Origin of the sequence: Pseudoalteromonas neustonica, assembly GCF_001653135.1 — a bacterium.
Taxonomy (GTDB): Bacteria; Pseudomonadota; Gammaproteobacteria; order Enterobacterales; family Alteromonadaceae; genus Pseudoalteromonas; species Pseudoalteromonas neustonica.
Genome location: NZ_BDDS01000002.1, coordinates 268113 through 283825, shown reverse-complemented (window position 1 = coordinate 283825; position 15713 = coordinate 268113). Strand labels below are relative to the sequence as shown.

The following is a 15713-nucleotide window of genomic DNA, read 5'->3' as shown; positions in this document are numbered from 1 at the left end:
ATAAAATAGTAAAGGGATTTATATGAAAAATATTTTTATAGTTGCTGCTGTTTTTACAGCATTGGTTGGGTGTGGGCATGAAGATAAAAAGCGAAAACCAGTACCTGTTGCTGTAGCGCCGACTCCTCCACCTGTTGCTTTTGTTGGATCGAAATTTACGCGGCCTTATAAATATCATGGGTTTGACGTTGCTAAAGTAAGTGAAATTTTAGGCGTTAAACCCAATGCCGCCGGTAATATAGAAATTGAAACTAATGAGCATCTTATACGCTATGACGTAACAGATGGTGTGATTAGTTACTCTGAGGTGTATATGCTGGAAACAGCGCCTTGTAATCAAAGCCAATCATTTGACCCTATTGTTATGTTAGATGCAGTGGCCGTAAATCTTGCTGATTTAGAGATGAATACACGGATGACTCACTTAGCCACTTACCATGATCATCAAGAAAAATTAAAGATTAGTGTTACCTGTGAGCAAGACGGAACGCCCATTGTGGTGAGGTTTAGTAATAAATATTATCGGGGGGTGAAAAATGACAATAGAGTTTAAAGAAACTGATGATGGGATTTCATTCCTAATTAATGGTGAGGAAATTACATTCTTCGAAAAAAACACCGATTATTCTTATACATTACGCAACGATTTTGAACTAGATAACGATGAGATTAATGAACTTTTAAAGTTACAATATATTGAAATTCCATTAGATTTTATTTATAACAAGGAAGATTATACAAAAATAAATGGGGCATCTATAGACTTGAGTATTACCGAATATCATTTAGGCTTTCGTGTTAAACATGAACTACAAAATTGGGCAAACTACTACTCTTTTAAACAGTTTAATTTAGTTTTTGAAAAGCTTCTTTTAGAAGGTCCATTTAAAGTAACCACATATGACTATTCAGAAGTAGACTTAGATATTGAGGTAGACAGGTTAAAATATCAAAATCGAATAATGTTATTGGATGTAACAAAAGCACTTAATCACATAGAAAATTGCTCGTTAGAGGCTCATAAAATTTTAATAGAACAGTCAAAAGATGATGTTTTCATAAAGATTTTTGAGTTTCCTGCGGAATATAAAAACATTTGTTCTCAATATTTAATATGGTTTGGTGAATTCCTACAGAACTTAGGCATAGATGCTAATGTTTCAACAAATCAAAGAAAAAACCAAACTCAGCTTATAGTCTCTCCAAACGAATGCCCTGAATTACTCACTGAAATAGAAAAGCTATTTTATCAGTATCTATCGCTCCCTTATGCTGAATTATTACCTCCAGAATCAAACCTAACACCACAAGAATTACATGCATATCAAGCAGTGAAAATGCAAGTGCAACATTTACAAACGCAAGTGCAATTGAAGGACTATGTGATCGCAAGCTATCAAGCAACTAATACAAGCCTAATGAATAAAATTAGCGAAAAAGACTCAGAACTTTTGCTTATCAATAGCTTGAAGGATGAAAACAAGTTTGAGGTTTTTGGTGGGATTTTAGCAATAAATAAAGTGCAGAAGATTGGTAAAAATGATAATGCATCAATCGATCTGTTTAAGATCTATAATAAATTAATAAAGAAATAGGTTGGAACTATGGCAAAAAGAAATGAACGCAATATCTTATTTTTAGATCTTAATTTATACACTAAAACTTATACGCCACACATAACAGGGTTAACGAACCAACTTACCCTAGATGAGCTGATGAAGAAAGTTGTCGCCTTACGTGAAAAAAACCTTGTTAACGTTAGGATAGGTACGAAAGAGCCGAAAGAGCTCTATATAGCAGATATGAAATATAATAGAAGTACTACCACATGGCAGCTATTGATAAACATTGTTGATACGTCTTTAGCTGATGAAGTGCACCGTCAAATTGGTGGTGCAGCTAGCACGCGTAAAGTAAACAGCAAAACCGATGATGTCGGAACTGAGTTCTCTAGCCATGTTATTTTTAAAGGATCTAAACAGGAAAGTACCGTTTATTTAGCCTTATATGAACAAACCCCTAATTTGCCCGTCAAGCTCATTGCTCGCTATTTAAATGAAGTGTTGAAACGTGTTGCACGTGAGTACGAAGACGAGTTTAAGATTAAACACCCGCAAAATATTTTGGACGAAAAAGGTAAGCCTAAAACGATAAGAACTTACTTTAAATGCCACTTTAATGGGCATGCGTCAGACCAATTTAAAAATGATGTAGATAATGGTGAGTTTAACGATATAAAGCTGATTACTGGGGAAATGAGTAAAGTCGAAGGTTATGATGTGCAAAAGCACAGCCAGCTTAGAGAAGTACAAATACCAGTAAAAATTGATAAAGTAGCTCTTTTAAAAGCCGGGGGTAATCATAAATGGCTTTCTAAATTTAGACGTGGTGTAGCAAAAGACTTAGGCATGCAGGAGCTTAAAGTTTCGTTTAAAGATGAGACGGACGCATCACATACGGCTAATATAGATGTTGATACAGGTATGTTAGTTAACTCTGAGAAGTATGTTAAAAAAGTAAAGATTAGTGATTTTTCGGAACCTTTAACTACGTCTGTTGATCTAATACACAAACCCATTATTAAGAAAATGCTCGAGCACATATGACATCAAATATTGTTTACCAGCTAACTAGGCCAATATCTTATTTATTATTGCACCACCCCGCTGGAAAAATTTATAACTGGCGTATACCATTCGTGCTTGCCTTGCTAAGTGCAGCATTACTGTTTGTATGTTTTGATGTTGCCACTATTGCGACTAAAGATGGGTTAATAGATCAACTCGCTGGATTTATAACTGGCCTACCCGGTTTTTTAATTGCTGCGCTTGCAGCAATTGCAACCTTTAACCGCCCTGTTATAGATCAAGAAATGATTGAAGGCCCTACTATTACCATTAAAGTTGGCAATACTAAAATTGAAAATAGTCAGCTTACACGTCGTGATTTTTTATTGAGGCTATTTGCTTATTTAACGGTGCTAAGTATTTTTTTAGTGATCTTTGTAAAGGTAGCAATGGTAGTTACTTTGCCTGCAACCATTGCTTTGTATGGACAATGGTTATTTGTTGGTGTTTTTTTATTGTTATTTTGGCAGTTACTTGTGTTGTTGCTCTTTGGAATGTACTACTTGTGCGAACGCCTTAATATGAATATATGATAAAGCCCCTAGTTAGGGGCTTTTTTGTATGCTAGTCGTTCCAGTCATGACGACAATACCATCTATCATCATTTGTTATTTCATAAAGAGCAGAACATGAAATTCCAGTTTCTAGTGTAGTGATGGTTATTGTTGCTTCAGTTTTACTTGTGAAAGAAACAGAAGGCGAACAACTATATTCCTTTCCTGTGTCACGTTTCACTTCTTTTTCTAAATTTCTAGCGCGTGATTCAGCTATTTCTTGTAACTTATTTTGCATATCAAGAGAGGGGAGATTATATGTCATAGTACGGCCTTATTAATGAATTTACGTGTTAAGCGTTTAGTTAGCCAATCTAAAGAATTATAGAATAAGATTTGCCTTTACTGTTTCTATCATAGGTATGATAACAATGTAAAATATCAATAAAATATAAACTGTCCATATATGCGATTTTAAGCAACTAACATTACTTTGTGACTATATTGCCTTTGCTAAATATCGTTTAAACACACACGGTCGAATTTAAACGCAGTTTAAACATGGTTTAACTTGGATTTAAAGTTATGGTTTTGCGTTTTGGTGGTTAAGCCATGTTTTATGAAATTGTTGTTTGGTTGGCTTGAACTCTAAATTTAGATCGTTAGACATAGTAAGGTTGTTATTAAGCGTTAGCCGAATGTATTCAGACTCAGTAATAATGTGATCGTCATAAGCCTGGTTAACGGCATCTGAAAAGTCTTTGCTTGGGGTTGATTCTAATTTATTGGTAAGTGCTGCATATAATTGCGACATTGCCTCACCGGGGTTTGATGATAGGTATTTATCTGGGTTGTTGTTATAGACATAGGCAGCTATACCAATACAGTACAAAACGATGGCTGCTACGATAAGCCAAAGTAGTTTGTTGAATGTTTTAAGGTGAGCTTGTTTATTCATAACCAGTCCTTGGTGTTTTAGTGTTTTTTGAATATAGTAGTTTACAAATAAATTTCAATGGACCTGATGTGGAAATAGTTAATAAGATTCTAAGTTTCTTAGTTAAATGCTTTTCTATCGATGAAAGTAGATCGTTACACAAAAATCATTCATTTTGGTTTGCTTTATTTGCTCCTGTCATCTTTGCACTCTTTTTAGGGTTAAATTTAACTAAAGAGTTAGTAATTAATAATAGTTTTGACTTTGGGCTGACGGCCGCTCATTTAGACTCTTTTATAAATTACTACAAGTTCCCGATTGGCCTTTTACCGATATCTATACTTTTGAGTGTGATGGTTGCCCGTTTTCACGCATCTAAGCAAACAGTTCAACAAACACATCTTAAAAATTACTTTGACCACTATAGTTTCTTTGAAGCATATTGTTTGGAATTAAAAGAAACCTTTAAAATATCAATTGACGCTAGAACCTTATACCTTCACCTTTATACAGAGTCTAGTTTATTGAAATTTGATGCAAACCCGAGCTATGATCTTGTTTATAAATATCAGCACGTTATACGTAAAATTTTGAGTTTGGACAAAGATGTATCATTTCAAAAATTAAACATAGAATCTTTAAAAGTAATTGATGAGTTTGAAAATGAATTTAAATTCGGTAATAGAAAAGAAGAAAGAAATAAGCTTTTTAATAATACATTTATAGATTGGGTTGAAAAAATAGAGCCTATTCTAATCAAGATATATTCATTTCAAGGAAATAGGTTGAATAAAAAACAACTACACGACTTAACCATTAAAATGGAGAAAATAAGTCTAGAGTTCCATGAACGTTGCACTTCCAAATACCCGAAAGAAGTAAGGATTAAAAAAGAAGTTTACGAAGGAATGGATGGTGAGCATGATGAGTTTTAAAAATACAACTTTATATTGACTTAATCGCCTGACAAAAACATCAGTATGTGGATTTATAAATTTTAAGGAATAAAATTAAATGATAAAAAGGTTTGTTGAATGGTTCAATGAGTGCATGCCTGTTGAAGAAAGTGTTGGCTTACATGAAAATAAAGCATTTAGGCGTTGGGTTGGTTACCCCCTTCTTATAATTCTACTTTTATTCATAGCCATAACTTGGGATTTATACAACGCTGGTGTATATAGTTTTAGCAAAAGCTTCTTGATAAACTCAACAACATTGAACGGATTTGCTAAATTTTATGCATTTCCAATTGCCGCACTTGCAGTCCCTCTTACCTTCGGGGTTATGTTTAACCGATTTCATTCCTCTAAGCAAAAAGCAAAAAGTAACCAATTAATTGAACAAAATAACTCTGCTAATATATATTTTTCACATTTTGCATATTTCAGTGAATACACAAAAGAAATTGACAACAAGGACGAAGTATTAAAAAAAGGAACGTTTAAAATTGATCTTTCAGCACAATTGGCTTACAGAAGAATTTTTACCAATTCAACTATAAGTAATTCAGATTTCAATATTCCTAAATCCGTAGTTGATGAGTTAGTTGATGAGTTAAGTAAGGAGTTTCTTTCTTTTAATAAGTATGTAATAGACGCATATAACGGTCCATACTTTTCAAATTTTGAGATCGAAGGGTTCAAACCTACACGAGCAGTCAATAATAAAGAGAGCTTCAAAAATATGGTTAAATCATACTTTCATGTTTATCAAGAGTTATTTAAATTTCAAGGTACTACAAACACAAATGAAATTTTAGATTACCTTTCAACTGCAGAGAGAAATTTCTTTGAAACTTATTACCCTAAAAAATAATTCAGTCTTAACATTAAATTATTGCTTTAAACAGTTTAATTTTAGGAGTTATACTTTAATAATCAATTAAGAGTATTATATGTAAAGCCTTTTCCTGCGGCTCAATAGTAACTCCCCCCTTACACTGGGTGCCACTTAGTTAGTTTATTGGCACTTGGAACATGGCAAAAAAAACAACCCCAAACACCCAATTTGATTGGTTTGAAGTTTTTAAAGCAGGTACCCAAACCGACGCTAAAGGCGTTGAGCACACATTTAGCGTCGCTGATTTAAGCAGCGTTGTAACCAACTTTAAACCGAAGAGCGCGCCACTGGTTATTGGCCACCCAAAAATGGACGACCCTGCATGGGGCTGGGCCAGTGAATTAAAAGCCGAAAACGGTTCGTTGTTTGCTAAAGCTGAAGACGTATGTGCTGAATTTGCACAGGCTGTACAAAGCAAGCGCTACCCTAACCGTTCAGTTAAATTAGAAAAGGTGGCTAATGGCTACCAACTTGCCCACATTGGTTATTTAGGCGGTAAAGCCCCCGCAGTTGAAGGCCTAGCCTGGCAGTTTAGCCAAGCAGATGACGCCGACACACTTACCCTAGAATTTGCTGCAGGTGATATTGACAACATATCGCTGCATACATCAAACGCCCTTACCCGCCTTATGAGCAACTTGCGCAGCTTTTTAACTGACCGTTTTGGCAGTGAAGCGGCTGACAAAGTTGTGCCACATTACGAAGGTGAATGGTTAAAAGAAGAAACCATTATTGCTGAGCACGAACGTGCTAAAGCCAATACGGGTGAAGGTGCCGAATTTAGTAAAGGCGACGCTATTAATAACAGCAATGCCACCCCACCCACCGATGAGGACAATGCAATGGATGAAGAAGAAAGAAAGGCGCTGCAAGACCAGATTGATGCGGCTAACGCTAAAAATGCAAAGCTTGAATTCGCGCAGCGTGTTGCAGCAGCCAGCACTTTTATTAATACCGAAATAAACGGCGGTACTGCACCGCGCTTAACCAATACCGACGGCATGGCAGAGTTTATGGCCAAACTGGATGACGGCGACACGACATTTGAGTTTGCTGCCGCAGACGGTAAAAGCCAAGCGCTTAAACCAGCTGCATGGTTTGAAGGCTTTTTAAAAGGCTTGCCGGAGCAAACAGGTTTAACCCAAGAGTTTAGTAAAGACGATAAAGACGGCGAAGTAACTGACGACAGCGCAGAAGCACTGGCAGCGAAGGCGCTTGAATTTCAACAATCACAATCTAGCAAAGGCATTGAAATTAGTATTACTGCCGCGTTAGACCACATTAAAAAGGCCTAAGAGCATGGCACAACCAGGATTTATTAGAAACTTTGTAGCAGTGGCTACGATTGCTGCTAACCGATTAGTTGCGGTGTCTGCGCTTGAAGATTTTCAGGTGATTGGTGCAACAGATGCCAGCGCCGTATTTGCAGGTGTAACAGAGCAAGGCACGGACAACCATTTACGTGTTGATGTGGTAATGACCCAAAGCGCCCCTGTTGAATTTGGTGGTGATATTGCGGCGGGTGACTTAATTGTTGCTGACGCTGACGGCAAAGCCATTGCCTTTGTTTTAGCTGATTATTCAGGGGAAACCCAAATACATGTTGCAGGCTGGGCGATGGAAGAAGGCGATGCTGGCACCATTGGTGACATATTTTTAGCCCCGCAGTTAATTGCGACTATTCCCGCTTAGCGCTGGGTTAACTTAACTTTATAAAGTGAGGATTTGCCATGAGTAATGGTATGCCATTTACCCCCGATGTTGAGCAAACGGCGATAGCCATTGCTTATACAAATAAAAAGCTAATTGCTGATAATTTAGCGCCATATTCATCTGTTGGTAAACGATCGTTTGAATGGACTGAATACAACAAAGGCGACAAGTTTACGCTGCCAGACACAAAAATCGGCCGTAAATCTAGCCCGAATCAAGTTGAGTTTGGTGTAACGGAAAAAGAAAGCTCTGTTGTTGATTATGGTTTATCTGATGTTATTCCAAATGATGACCAGAATAATGCACCAGCAAACTATAACCCACGTACGCATGCCGCTGAGAGCATTGCGGACTTAGTTTTACTTGGTCGTGAAGTGCGTGTTGCTGAGCTGTATAACACTGCGGCTAACTTTGGTAAGTCTGAAAGCTTATCGGCACAAGGGTTTAAATTTTTAGATGACCCTACGCTTGATATTCTACCGTTCTTTTTAGAAATGCTTGACGAGCCATTAATGCGCCCTAACGCGATGAATATGTCTCAAACAGTGTCTACTAAGTTACGTACCCACCCTAACATTGTTAAAGCGTATAACGGCACCAGTGGCGATAAGGGCTTAGTACCTTGGAGCTGGATTAAAGAGCAACTCGAAATTGATCATATTAATGTGGGTCAAGCTCGCTTAAATACAGCGAAAAAAGGCAAAGACGTTGTGCTTAAACGTGCTTTTGCTGACAACTTATCGTTTACGTATCACGACCCATTGGCGTCATTTCAAAACAAACGCATGACCTTTGCGCTAACTGCTCGTTATGGCTCGCGTGTGTCATCAAACCGTGATGTAGCCGCAGGTTTAAACGGTGGTGTAGAAGTGATGGTGGGTGAAGCTGTTAAAGAAATAGTGTTAGCCAAAGACTGCGGTATTTTGCTGACCAACGTGTTAACACCTGCCCAATAAATCATTGTTCCCTGTGTAAAGGCCCCAGTACCGACTTGCTCGGGGCCTTTTTTTACTAACTGAGGTACGTATGTTTACTACAGAACAAGCAGTTATAGACAAAATTGGCATTAATACGCTGTTGCAATTTGCGTCGAATAAATTTAACGAGGCAGGCACGCGCGTAACGCGTGATGATGTAGAAGCCGCCCTTTTAAATGAGACTTACAGCGAGTTGCAAGAGCAAATTAATGCCTGGTATGTGCAAGCACAAAAAAATGTAAATGCGATTATAGCGGGCTACGTAGCACGATTTGCATTAAACCAAGATGATATTAATAACTCGGTCTTGCCTGGCATTGCTAACGATTTAATGCACTGTGAGCTTGCCCCTAACATTGCTGACGAAAACCTTAAAACCCTGAAAAGTAACGTAATGATAATGCTTGATAAGGTTAGTAAAGGTGTGATCCAAATTAAGGAAGATGCGCCTGCAGGCGTAAGAACTGGGATGCGAACAAAACCTGCAGGCTCTCAATTTAATTGGGAACGCTATTAATGGCGGGTGTATTTATACACATAACGGGTAATGCACTGCCCCGCTTAACCCAAATTGCAAATACAAGCGGTGAACCAGCTGATGTATTGGACGACATTGGTGCATTTTTAGACATGGACGTCACCACCCGATTTTTACGCGAAGTAACACCCGAAGGCCGCAAGTGGGAGCAATCACAAGCAGCAAAAGACCGTGGCGGTTTAACGTTAACTGATGAGCGCAACCTTGCAGGCTCTGTTACGCACAATGTAAATGGGAATACGCTTGAGCATGGCTTAGGCGAAAAGTACGCAGCTATACACCATTTTGGTGGTGAAACTGGCCGCAATAAAAGCGTGACGTTAATTGCACGGCCAATACTGGGTATTGCCGCTGTTCAAGAAAGTGAGATTAACGACATCATCACTGACTGGTTAATTTAAAGAGCATTTAAATGGCATTTAACTTTGATTTAAACAACATAGAAACCCTGCTAAGTAGCACTGTTTTTGACGCTTCGGTGGGGTTTGCGAGCGATTTTAACCATGTGCGTGAACATGCTGTACACAGCGCGCAGCTGTTTGTATTGCCATTGGCCGATGACAACACCAACACCAATGAAGTACACGGCCTTGACGAATACCAAGTTAAAGACGTGTTTGCGGTGATGATTGTGATCCCTTGTGCTGCGGGAAATGCGCACAGTGATGCACAAGTAAAGCAATTGCGCAGTGATGTAAAAGCCGCTATTGCAGGATGCCAATACCCTGGGTGGGACCCAATAAAGCTTGATAAGGGCCGCACTATTGAGCTTAACAAAAAAACAAACAACCTAATTTACCAGTGCCAGTTTAGTGTAACTGGCCTACATACCGTAACCGTAACTGTGAAGGTGATGCCATGAGCAAACAAACCGAGCCGCAATCAACAAAACCCGCTGAACAAAAAGCTGTTGTAAATACAGCCCCTAAAAAGTCCCGCGCGATGACGATTGCCCAAAACGTTAACCAGGTGCTTGCAAGTACCAAAGGGAACAGAGACGAGATAGCCGGCGCTTTTAACTTAAAAAGTGGTGAGCTAATTAAAGTGGAGCAAAGCGCATGAGCAGTTGGCGATTTAAAGACAAACTCATTTTAGCTGATGCCCTGGGCACAACCTTAACGGGCCTACACGCTATTTATGCCAGCGAGGTTGAGCTGTCACTTGAAAGCGAAAGTGAAAAAGACGAGCTAGAAACCAGCTACAGCGGTGCAAGCCTTGAAACGTTTTACGGTGAGCACATAAGCCTTAACTTTAAAACCCCGCTTGCGATGAGTGGCACGGTAGGTAATGAGCCTGCCTTTGCGCCGCTTTTACTTGCTTGTGGCATGGTGCAAGTGGCGGATGCCTCAAGCGTTACGTTTACCAAAGGCGCGGCTGTAGCGGTTACGTGTAAAGTGCGCTTTGGTAAAAACACCCACAACATTAGTGAAATGAAAGGCAATGTGAGCTTTGCGCTTGAAAAAGGCAAACCCATGCTTAACTGGCAGTTTAAAGGGTTGTTTAGTGCACCGGTTGCAAGTAACGCCGCCCCTGCTGTTAATTGGGACCGTTGGGTACGCCCTGAAGTACTTGGCGTGAGTAATAGCAGTGACTTTAAGCTTAACGATGTTAAACGCACGCTACATAAACTTACCGTTGATTTAGGTAATAACGTGGTATTTGACCGCGCCATTAATCATGAAGAAATAATGATAACGGGCCATGAAAGCAGCGCTAACTTTACGTTAACCGCAGAAGAACTGGCAACCTTTAACCCGTTTGACGATGTTGGCAAAGTACACATGTTTGAATTTACCCACGGCACCGCCGCAGGTAAAAAAGTCACTATTATTGGCCGCTACCAAATGCCTTGGCCTAAGTACACCAGCCTTGACTCAGAATTAACTGGTTATGAGTTTGACGGCAAGCTAGTACCCAGCGGCGCAGGGTATGACGAACTGACGATAGTGTTTGAGTAAGTTAGTCACCCATAAATAACAAATTACGACTGCTAAATTAGGAAAACACGCAATGAAATTAAAATTATTAAATCAGTTAAAAAGTGCCGTTATAAGCGCCCCGCTCAACTTTGAGTTTGGTGGGGTTATTTTTCAGTTTACGGCAAAAATTAAGCTAGTACCTGAAAATGAGCTTAAAACACTGACTGAAAAGCAAGGTGCTAATGATGGCGAGATAGTACGTGAGCTGTTAGTAAGCTGGGGTGACTTTTTTGATGACGGTAAAGAGGTCCCCTTTGATAAAAGCACCCTTGAAGAAATGTTGGCGTACAGCGGCCTAACTGCCCGATTAAGTGTTGAGTGCATTAACGCCCAGTACCGTATCACTGAAAAAAACTAGCCGATGTTGCTAGGTGGTTTTTGGGCGACCTAGCAGCAGCCAGTAAAACGTTGGATGACGACGAAGCCCACTTTGGCGCACCTAAACAAACCGCGCCAAACAAAGAAGACACATTATTTGTATTGCCCCCTAACCACACGGCTGTATTGGCACTCACCACCGCCAGTAGTCAGTGGCAGCGGGATAATGAAGGCGTTGAAATTGCCCTTGATTATGCCAGGGCTGATATAGCCTGGCGCTATGCAAATATAACTCTTAACCCTGATGATTTTGCAAAACTGCAAACCCTTGAGCGCACCATTATTGGTTTAATAAGGCGACCCGATGAGCAACAACTTGAATTTGGCGTTACGCTTAAGTTATGACGGTAGAGCTGTTACAACCGGTGCACGCCAAAACGTAACTGAATTAAACCGTATTCCGCAAGCGGTGCAACGCCAAATGGCCGCTAACCAGCAGTTAGGTGCCAGCCAAGCACATATAATGCAACAGCAAGGCGCAATGACGCGCCAATTGGGGTTGATGAATAGCGCTTACGGGCAAATTGGGGCTACGCTCACTACTTTGGTAGGTATTGGCACCGCCACAATGTTTGTGCGTGATACGGGGGCTGCACAGCTACTTGATACCCGCCTTAAAGGGCTAACTGGCTCAGCGCAAAACTACGCCAAAGTACAAGAATACCTATTTGCCACATCAGACCGGTTAAATACCGGTTACACCACCCTTGCTGACTCTTACAGTAAAATTTTAACCCTACAAGAAGTGGGCGTTGTTACCCAAACCCAAGGTAAAGCTATTTTAGAGGGCATGGCTAACGCCGCAGCTAAAACAGGTGCCAGTAATGTGCAGCTTGGGCAAAGCTTGTTTGGTATGACCCAAGGTATGACTGCCGGCGTTTTACGCGCTGAAGAGTTAAACCAAGTAACCGAACCCATGCCAGGGCTTTTACAAAAACTCGATAAAGCAGCGGGTAAAGCCGCCGGCGGTTTTAGGCAAATGGTGAACGATGGCCAAGTAACCAGCCAGATGTTTAAAAATTACCTAATTAAAGCGCTAAACGATTATGCGGGTGCGGCTGAGGCCACCGAAGGTAAAATAAATGCCAGCTTTGCGGAAATGGGTAACGAGTACCAACGCTTAATACGTAAATACGAAGAGCCAGTAAATTTTGCTGTAACTAGCGTGGTTGACTCAATTACCGACACGATGGGCTACTTGCATGAGAATGAAGACGTTGTTGGTAGCTTAGTGATTGCCACTGGTGCATTAGCCACGGTATTAACGGGGCATTTAGTGGCGGGGTTAGCCGCAAGCGCTAAAGGTTATGTTGCTAATGTTGCCGCTAAAAGCCGTGTTTTAGTTGCCGATGCTGCGCTTGCAAAACAAAACCAAGCTAATGCAGTGTTAGAGCTGCAACGCGCTGCACAAATGAAAGCGTATGCACAGCACACACTTGCGGTGGCTAATACCACCAATTTACGAACTGCCGCAGTTGCCCGCTTGGCTGCTGCGAATACGCGCTACACTGCAACTCAAGCAGCCGCTACTACTGCTACAAATATTTATACTGCGGCTGCAGGAAGAGCAACCATTGCGAGTAGAGGATTAAATGTTGCAATGGGCTTGTTAGGTGGCCCCATTGGTTTGGTTGTAACTGCTGGGCTTGCACTTGCTTATTTTGCAAGCCAAGGGGATGACGCGAGTAAAACAGCCAAAGAACTAAAAACGTATATTTATGATTTAAGTGATGCTTTTGACTCGCTAAATAACACCAGTGCGGGTGTACAGTTAAATACGGCATCTAATAAAATGGCTGTTTACACCCGTAATATCAATAATGCTTATACACAACTGAGTAAATTGAAAGCCCGTGAAAAAAACTCATCAGATGAGCGGACTAAGGGAGGGTATCGTCGTCAGATAAATGAACTACAAAGCTACATTAATAAACAAAGCACATTGCGTGCAGAGATAATGAATAGCACCCGTACAATTGCTAATTTTGAGCAGAACCTAGAAAAACTGCCCTGGCAAAAAGTGGCAGAGGCGTCAAAAAATGCATTGAGTGCCCTGCCCGATAACATTAAGCGTTTAGAAGTAAGCTTAATGGGGGAAGAAGCCCGCTTAAAAGATAGCTATGAAAAACGTAAACAAATGGTGATTGTTGCGCGTGAAAACGATGCAGCTAATAAAGTTAAGTACGACGCCATTTTAAAGCAGCTTGATGTTAAATATAGCGAAGACCTAAAAACCATTGCACAAAAGCGTGAAACTGAAAAGACACGGATACAAAACCAAGCTGAAGAAAAACGCAAAAACGATTTACAAGCTGACTTAGAAAACCGTATTGCTGTAATTAAAGGCTTTGCTGGGCGCGAAGCGCTAGCCGCTTACAACAACGAACTGAGTGTTGAACAAGCTCGCCAACAAGCACGCGTTGATGCAAAACGGCGTTCGCAACTTGGCCTTGCTGCTAATGATGATGCGGGCGAGCTTGCATATAACACTGATAATCAGCTACGTGATTTAGAGCGCCAAACGGAACTAAACTCTGCTGCTGGCTATTATAGCCAACGGGAGGCCAGCGAAGCCGCGCACCAGGAACGGTTATTTCAAATAAAAAACCGTTATGCGGGAGCACTGCAAAGTAACATTGTGGCGTTTGCTAACTTTGAGAAACAAACCGAAGCGGACAAGGCAAATGCGATTGTGGGCTTAGGTGCTGCTACGTTTAAAACGATGGCGAATCAAAGCAAAACCGCGTTTAAAGCCTACAAGGCGTTTGCTATTGCTCAAGCGATTATAAATACTTACCAAAGTGCTACCGCTGCATTTAACTCATTAGCCGGCATTCCTATTGTAGGCCCTATTTTAGGCGGTGTTGCAGCAGCTGCGGCTGTTGGTTTAGGTATGCAGCAAGTGAGGCAAATTAAAAACCAACAACCAGCAGGTATTGCGCATGGTGGTTTAGATTATGTGCCAAATGAATCTACCTATGTATTACAACGTGGTGAGCGTGTATTAAGCCCTAAACAAAACACTGAAATTAGCCAAATGGCACGACGTTACAATGCAGGCGGCGCGGCAAATGATACTGGTAACAGTGGTGTGAATATTCATATAACCAACCAAATTACTGTGCAAGGCGGAGCAAGTGAGGAAACATCGCAAGCCGTTGGCCAAGACATAGCCCGCCAAGTTGTAGGTGTTGTGGTGGCTAACATTCAAGAGAATGGATCAATTATTCGCGCAGTACGCGGTGCTGCTTAGTTGTTAAGTGGTTGAGATTGGTGTAAAAAGGAGTTTTAAAGCGAGGGAATGTAGATGAGTAGAGAACACAATAATTATAAAAATTACATTTTTAAAATAGCCTGTATAATGGCCTTTTTTTTATTTTTTATTTTAATAATCTTCGTAAACAAGTTTGGATATTACCCTTCCAATAATATTCAAACCTGGAATAGCGCAACAGGTATAATAAATAGTCTAGTCAGTCCATGTGTAGCTTTAATTTCATTGATTTTACTTTATAGAATATGGATAGATAATAAAAATGAGCTACAAAAGACACAAGAAGCACTAGAAGAACAATCTACATTACATAAATACAATATAATCGAAAATACAATTTTAAAATTGACGAATCAATTAAATGATGAAATAGCTAAAATAAATAATATTCAATGTACTGGTGATGCTCAAGGTGGAACTATTATAAAAAGAAAGTACACAGCTCTGAAAGATGGCGAAGTACCGTTACAAAACCTAAAATCAGTCATAATAGATTATTTTTCTGTTGCGAAACAGAGCTCTACCGTACAGCCTTCTATTCTGGACGGTTATCATAAAGGAGTTATTGAAAGTGAGCAATTTGATCTACTTACCTCAACACCATTATGTATAAGCAGGCTCACAAAAGATATTAAATCAAAAAGTTTGAAAAAAATATTACATCAAATTCTCTTCTGTTTATTAACTAAAGAGTTACTTTTAGTCATTGCTAAAAGGGCTTATCATCAATATGAAAAAACTAATGAAATCAATGGAATTGAAAAAGAAAGATTCAAAGTAATGTTTTTAGAATTCACAGAGATTTTAGATGAAAATTGTAATGTAAATGATCTTGGTGTTTTCAATTTAAACGAGTTATGCTTGTATTTGAACTATAGGGATTCACTGTAAACACCTTTCCAGCCGAAATCTCCCCCCCCTAAATTTTATACTCGTTACCAGTGTTTTATTATGAAA

The 15713-nt window shown here is 39.8% G+C and carries 20 protein-coding genes; 18 read left to right on the top strand and 2 right to left on the bottom strand.

Annotation, left to right across the window (positions count from 1 at the left end; genetic code table 11):
• Positions 1-22: 22 nt before the first annotated feature.
• From A7967_RS04520 to A7967_RS04505, 4 genes are read left to right on the top strand one after another with little or no spacing between them, the layout of a single operon-like run.
• On the top strand, positions 23-553 hold the full coding sequence (locus A7967_RS04520) for a hypothetical protein (protein WP_064435427.1): 531 nt from the start codon (positions 23-25) through the stop codon (positions 551-553).
• Entirely contained in the window at positions 537-1595 is a 1059-nt protein-coding gene (locus tag A7967_RS04515) for a hypothetical protein (protein ID WP_064435426.1), read from the top strand. The genes A7967_RS04520 and A7967_RS04515 overlap by 17 nt, the downstream gene beginning before the upstream one ends.
• Before the next feature lie 9 nt (positions 1596-1604).
• Positions 1605-2606 carry a hypothetical protein gene (locus A7967_RS04510; protein WP_064435425.1) on the top strand — a complete coding sequence of 334 codons (1002 nt, stop codon included), beginning with the start codon at positions 1605-1607 and terminating at the stop codon, positions 2604-2606.
• On the top strand, positions 2603-3160 hold the full coding sequence (locus tag A7967_RS04505; protein ID WP_064435424.1) for a hypothetical protein: 558 nt from the start codon (positions 2603-2605) through the stop codon (positions 3158-3160). Before A7967_RS04510 ends, A7967_RS04505 begins: the two co-directional genes overlap by 4 nt.
• Positions 3161-3191: 31 nt before the next feature.
• Here the strand turns inward: A7967_RS04505 and A7967_RS04500 are convergent, their stop codons facing one another.
• Complete coding sequence (locus A7967_RS04500) at positions 3192-3446, bottom strand: hypothetical protein (protein ID WP_064435423.1); 255 nt, start codon at positions 3444-3446, stop codon at positions 3192-3194.
• Between the two features lie 258 nt (positions 3447-3704).
• Positions 3705-4079: a hypothetical protein gene (locus tag A7967_RS04495; protein ID WP_064435422.1), complete on the bottom strand. Its 375-nt coding sequence runs from the start codon at positions 4077-4079 to the stop codon at positions 3705-3707.
• Between the two features lie 68 nt (positions 4080-4147).
• Between A7967_RS04495 and A7967_RS04490 the strand changes: the two genes are divergently transcribed.
• From A7967_RS04490 to A7967_RS04425, 14 genes are all read left to right on the top strand, one after another.
• Positions 4148-4993, top strand: coding sequence for a hypothetical protein (locus tag A7967_RS04490; protein WP_157756403.1), 846 nt, complete (start codon positions 4148-4150; stop codon positions 4991-4993).
• Between the two features lie 79 nt (positions 4994-5072).
• Positions 5073-5873 (top strand): hypothetical protein, encoded by an 801-nt coding sequence (locus A7967_RS04485; RefSeq protein WP_064435420.1) that lies wholly within the window; start codon positions 5073-5075, stop codon positions 5871-5873.
• Between the two features lie 161 nt (positions 5874-6034).
• Positions 6035-7192, top strand: coding sequence for a hypothetical protein (locus tag A7967_RS04480; protein ID WP_064435419.1), 1158 nt, complete (start codon positions 6035-6037; stop codon positions 7190-7192).
• Positions 7193-7196: 4 nt separating this feature from the next.
• Positions 7197-7589, top strand: a complete 393-nt coding sequence (locus tag A7967_RS04475) for a DUF2190 family protein (RefSeq protein ID WP_064435418.1) — start codon at positions 7197-7199, stop codon at positions 7587-7589.
• 38 nt (positions 7590-7627) lie between these two features.
• Complete coding sequence (locus A7967_RS04470) at positions 7628-8566, top strand: hypothetical protein (protein ID WP_064435417.1); 939 nt, start codon at positions 7628-7630, stop codon at positions 8564-8566.
• A 70-nt stretch (positions 8567-8636) separates the two neighbouring features.
• The gene (locus tag A7967_RS04465; RefSeq protein WP_064435416.1) at positions 8637-9104 is read left to right on the top strand and encodes a hypothetical protein; all 468 of its coding nucleotides are present in this window, start codon (positions 8637-8639) and stop codon (positions 9102-9104) included.
• Positions 9104-9526 (top strand): phage virion morphogenesis protein, encoded by a 423-nt coding sequence (locus A7967_RS04460; RefSeq protein WP_054453634.1) that lies wholly within the window; start codon positions 9104-9106, stop codon positions 9524-9526. The genes A7967_RS04465 and A7967_RS04460 overlap by 1 nt, the downstream gene beginning before the upstream one ends.
• Positions 9527-9537: 11 nt before the next feature.
• Entirely contained in the window at positions 9538-9987 is a 450-nt protein-coding gene (locus A7967_RS04455; RefSeq protein ID WP_064435415.1) for a phage tail terminator protein, read from the top strand.
• Entirely contained in the window at positions 9984-10187 is a 204-nt protein-coding gene (locus A7967_RS04450; protein WP_064435414.1) for a hypothetical protein, read from the top strand. The genes A7967_RS04455 and A7967_RS04450 overlap by 4 nt, the downstream gene beginning before the upstream one ends.
• On the top strand, positions 10184-11083 hold the full coding sequence (locus A7967_RS04445; RefSeq protein WP_054453637.1) for a hypothetical protein: 900 nt from the start codon (positions 10184-10186) through the stop codon (positions 11081-11083). Before A7967_RS04450 ends, A7967_RS04445 begins: the two co-directional genes overlap by 4 nt.
• Before the next feature lie 52 nt (positions 11084-11135).
• Positions 11136-11462, top strand: coding sequence for a hypothetical protein (locus A7967_RS04440; RefSeq protein ID WP_064435413.1), 327 nt, complete (start codon positions 11136-11138; stop codon positions 11460-11462).
• 20 nt (positions 11463-11482) lie between these two features.
• A complete protein-coding gene (locus A7967_RS04435; protein WP_064435412.1) occupies positions 11483-11827 on the top strand; it encodes a hypothetical protein in 345 nt (114 codons plus the stop codon).
• Entirely contained in the window at positions 11787-14735 is a 2949-nt protein-coding gene (locus A7967_RS04430) for a tape measure protein (protein ID WP_064435411.1), read from the top strand. The genes A7967_RS04435 and A7967_RS04430 overlap by 41 nt, the downstream gene beginning before the upstream one ends.
• Before the next feature lie 54 nt (positions 14736-14789).
• Positions 14790-15647, top strand: a complete 858-nt coding sequence (locus A7967_RS04425; protein WP_064435410.1) for a hypothetical protein — start codon at positions 14790-14792, stop codon at positions 15645-15647.
• The last annotated feature ends 66 nt before the right edge of the window (positions 15648-15713 follow it).

Bases quoted from the DNA above. Each gene is read 5' to 3' on its own strand.
- A7967_RS04520 (WP_064435427.1), top strand. From the start codon at position 23: ATGAAAAATATTTTTATAGTTGCTGCTGTTTTTACAGCATTGGTTGGG.
- A7967_RS04515 (WP_064435426.1), top strand. From the start codon at position 537: ATGACAATAGAGTTTAAAGAAACTGATGATGGGATTTCATTCCTAATT.
- A7967_RS04510 (WP_064435425.1), top strand. From the start codon at position 1,605: ATGGCAAAAAGAAATGAACGCAATATCTTATTTTTAGATCTTAATTTA.
- A7967_RS04505 (WP_064435424.1), top strand. From the start codon at position 2,603: ATGACATCAAATATTGTTTACCAGCTAACTAGGCCAATATCTTATTTA.
- A7967_RS04500 (WP_064435423.1), bottom strand. From the start codon at position 3,446: ATGACATATAATCTCCCCTCTCTTGATATGCAAAATAAGTTACAAGAA.
- A7967_RS04495 (WP_064435422.1), bottom strand. From the start codon at position 4,079: ATGAATAAACAAGCTCACCTTAAAACATTCAACAAACTACTTTGGCTT.
- A7967_RS04485 (WP_064435420.1), top strand. From the start codon at position 5,073: ATGATAAAAAGGTTTGTTGAATGGTTCAATGAGTGCATGCCTGTTGAA.
- A7967_RS04480 (WP_064435419.1), top strand. From the start codon at position 6,035: ATGGCAAAAAAAACAACCCCAAACACCCAATTTGATTGGTTTGAAGTT.
- A7967_RS04475 (WP_064435418.1), top strand. From the start codon at position 7,197: ATGGCACAACCAGGATTTATTAGAAACTTTGTAGCAGTGGCTACGATT.
- A7967_RS04470 (WP_064435417.1), top strand. From the start codon at position 7,628: ATGAGTAATGGTATGCCATTTACCCCCGATGTTGAGCAAACGGCGATA.
- A7967_RS04465 (WP_064435416.1), top strand. From the start codon at position 8,637: ATGTTTACTACAGAACAAGCAGTTATAGACAAAATTGGCATTAATACG.
- A7967_RS04460 (WP_054453634.1), top strand. From the start codon at position 9,104: ATGGCGGGTGTATTTATACACATAACGGGTAATGCACTGCCCCGCTTA.
- A7967_RS04455 (WP_064435415.1), top strand. From the start codon at position 9,538: ATGGCATTTAACTTTGATTTAAACAACATAGAAACCCTGCTAAGTAGC.
- A7967_RS04450 (WP_064435414.1), top strand. From the start codon at position 9,984: ATGAGCAAACAAACCGAGCCGCAATCAACAAAACCCGCTGAACAAAAA.
- A7967_RS04445 (WP_054453637.1), top strand. From the start codon at position 10,184: ATGAGCAGTTGGCGATTTAAAGACAAACTCATTTTAGCTGATGCCCTG.
- A7967_RS04440 (WP_064435413.1), top strand. From the start codon at position 11,136: ATGAAATTAAAATTATTAAATCAGTTAAAAAGTGCCGTTATAAGCGCC.
- A7967_RS04430 (WP_064435411.1), top strand. From the start codon at position 11,787: ATGAGCAACAACTTGAATTTGGCGTTACGCTTAAGTTATGACGGTAGA.
- A7967_RS04425 (WP_064435410.1), top strand. From the start codon at position 14,790: ATGAGTAGAGAACACAATAATTATAAAAATTACATTTTTAAAATAGCC.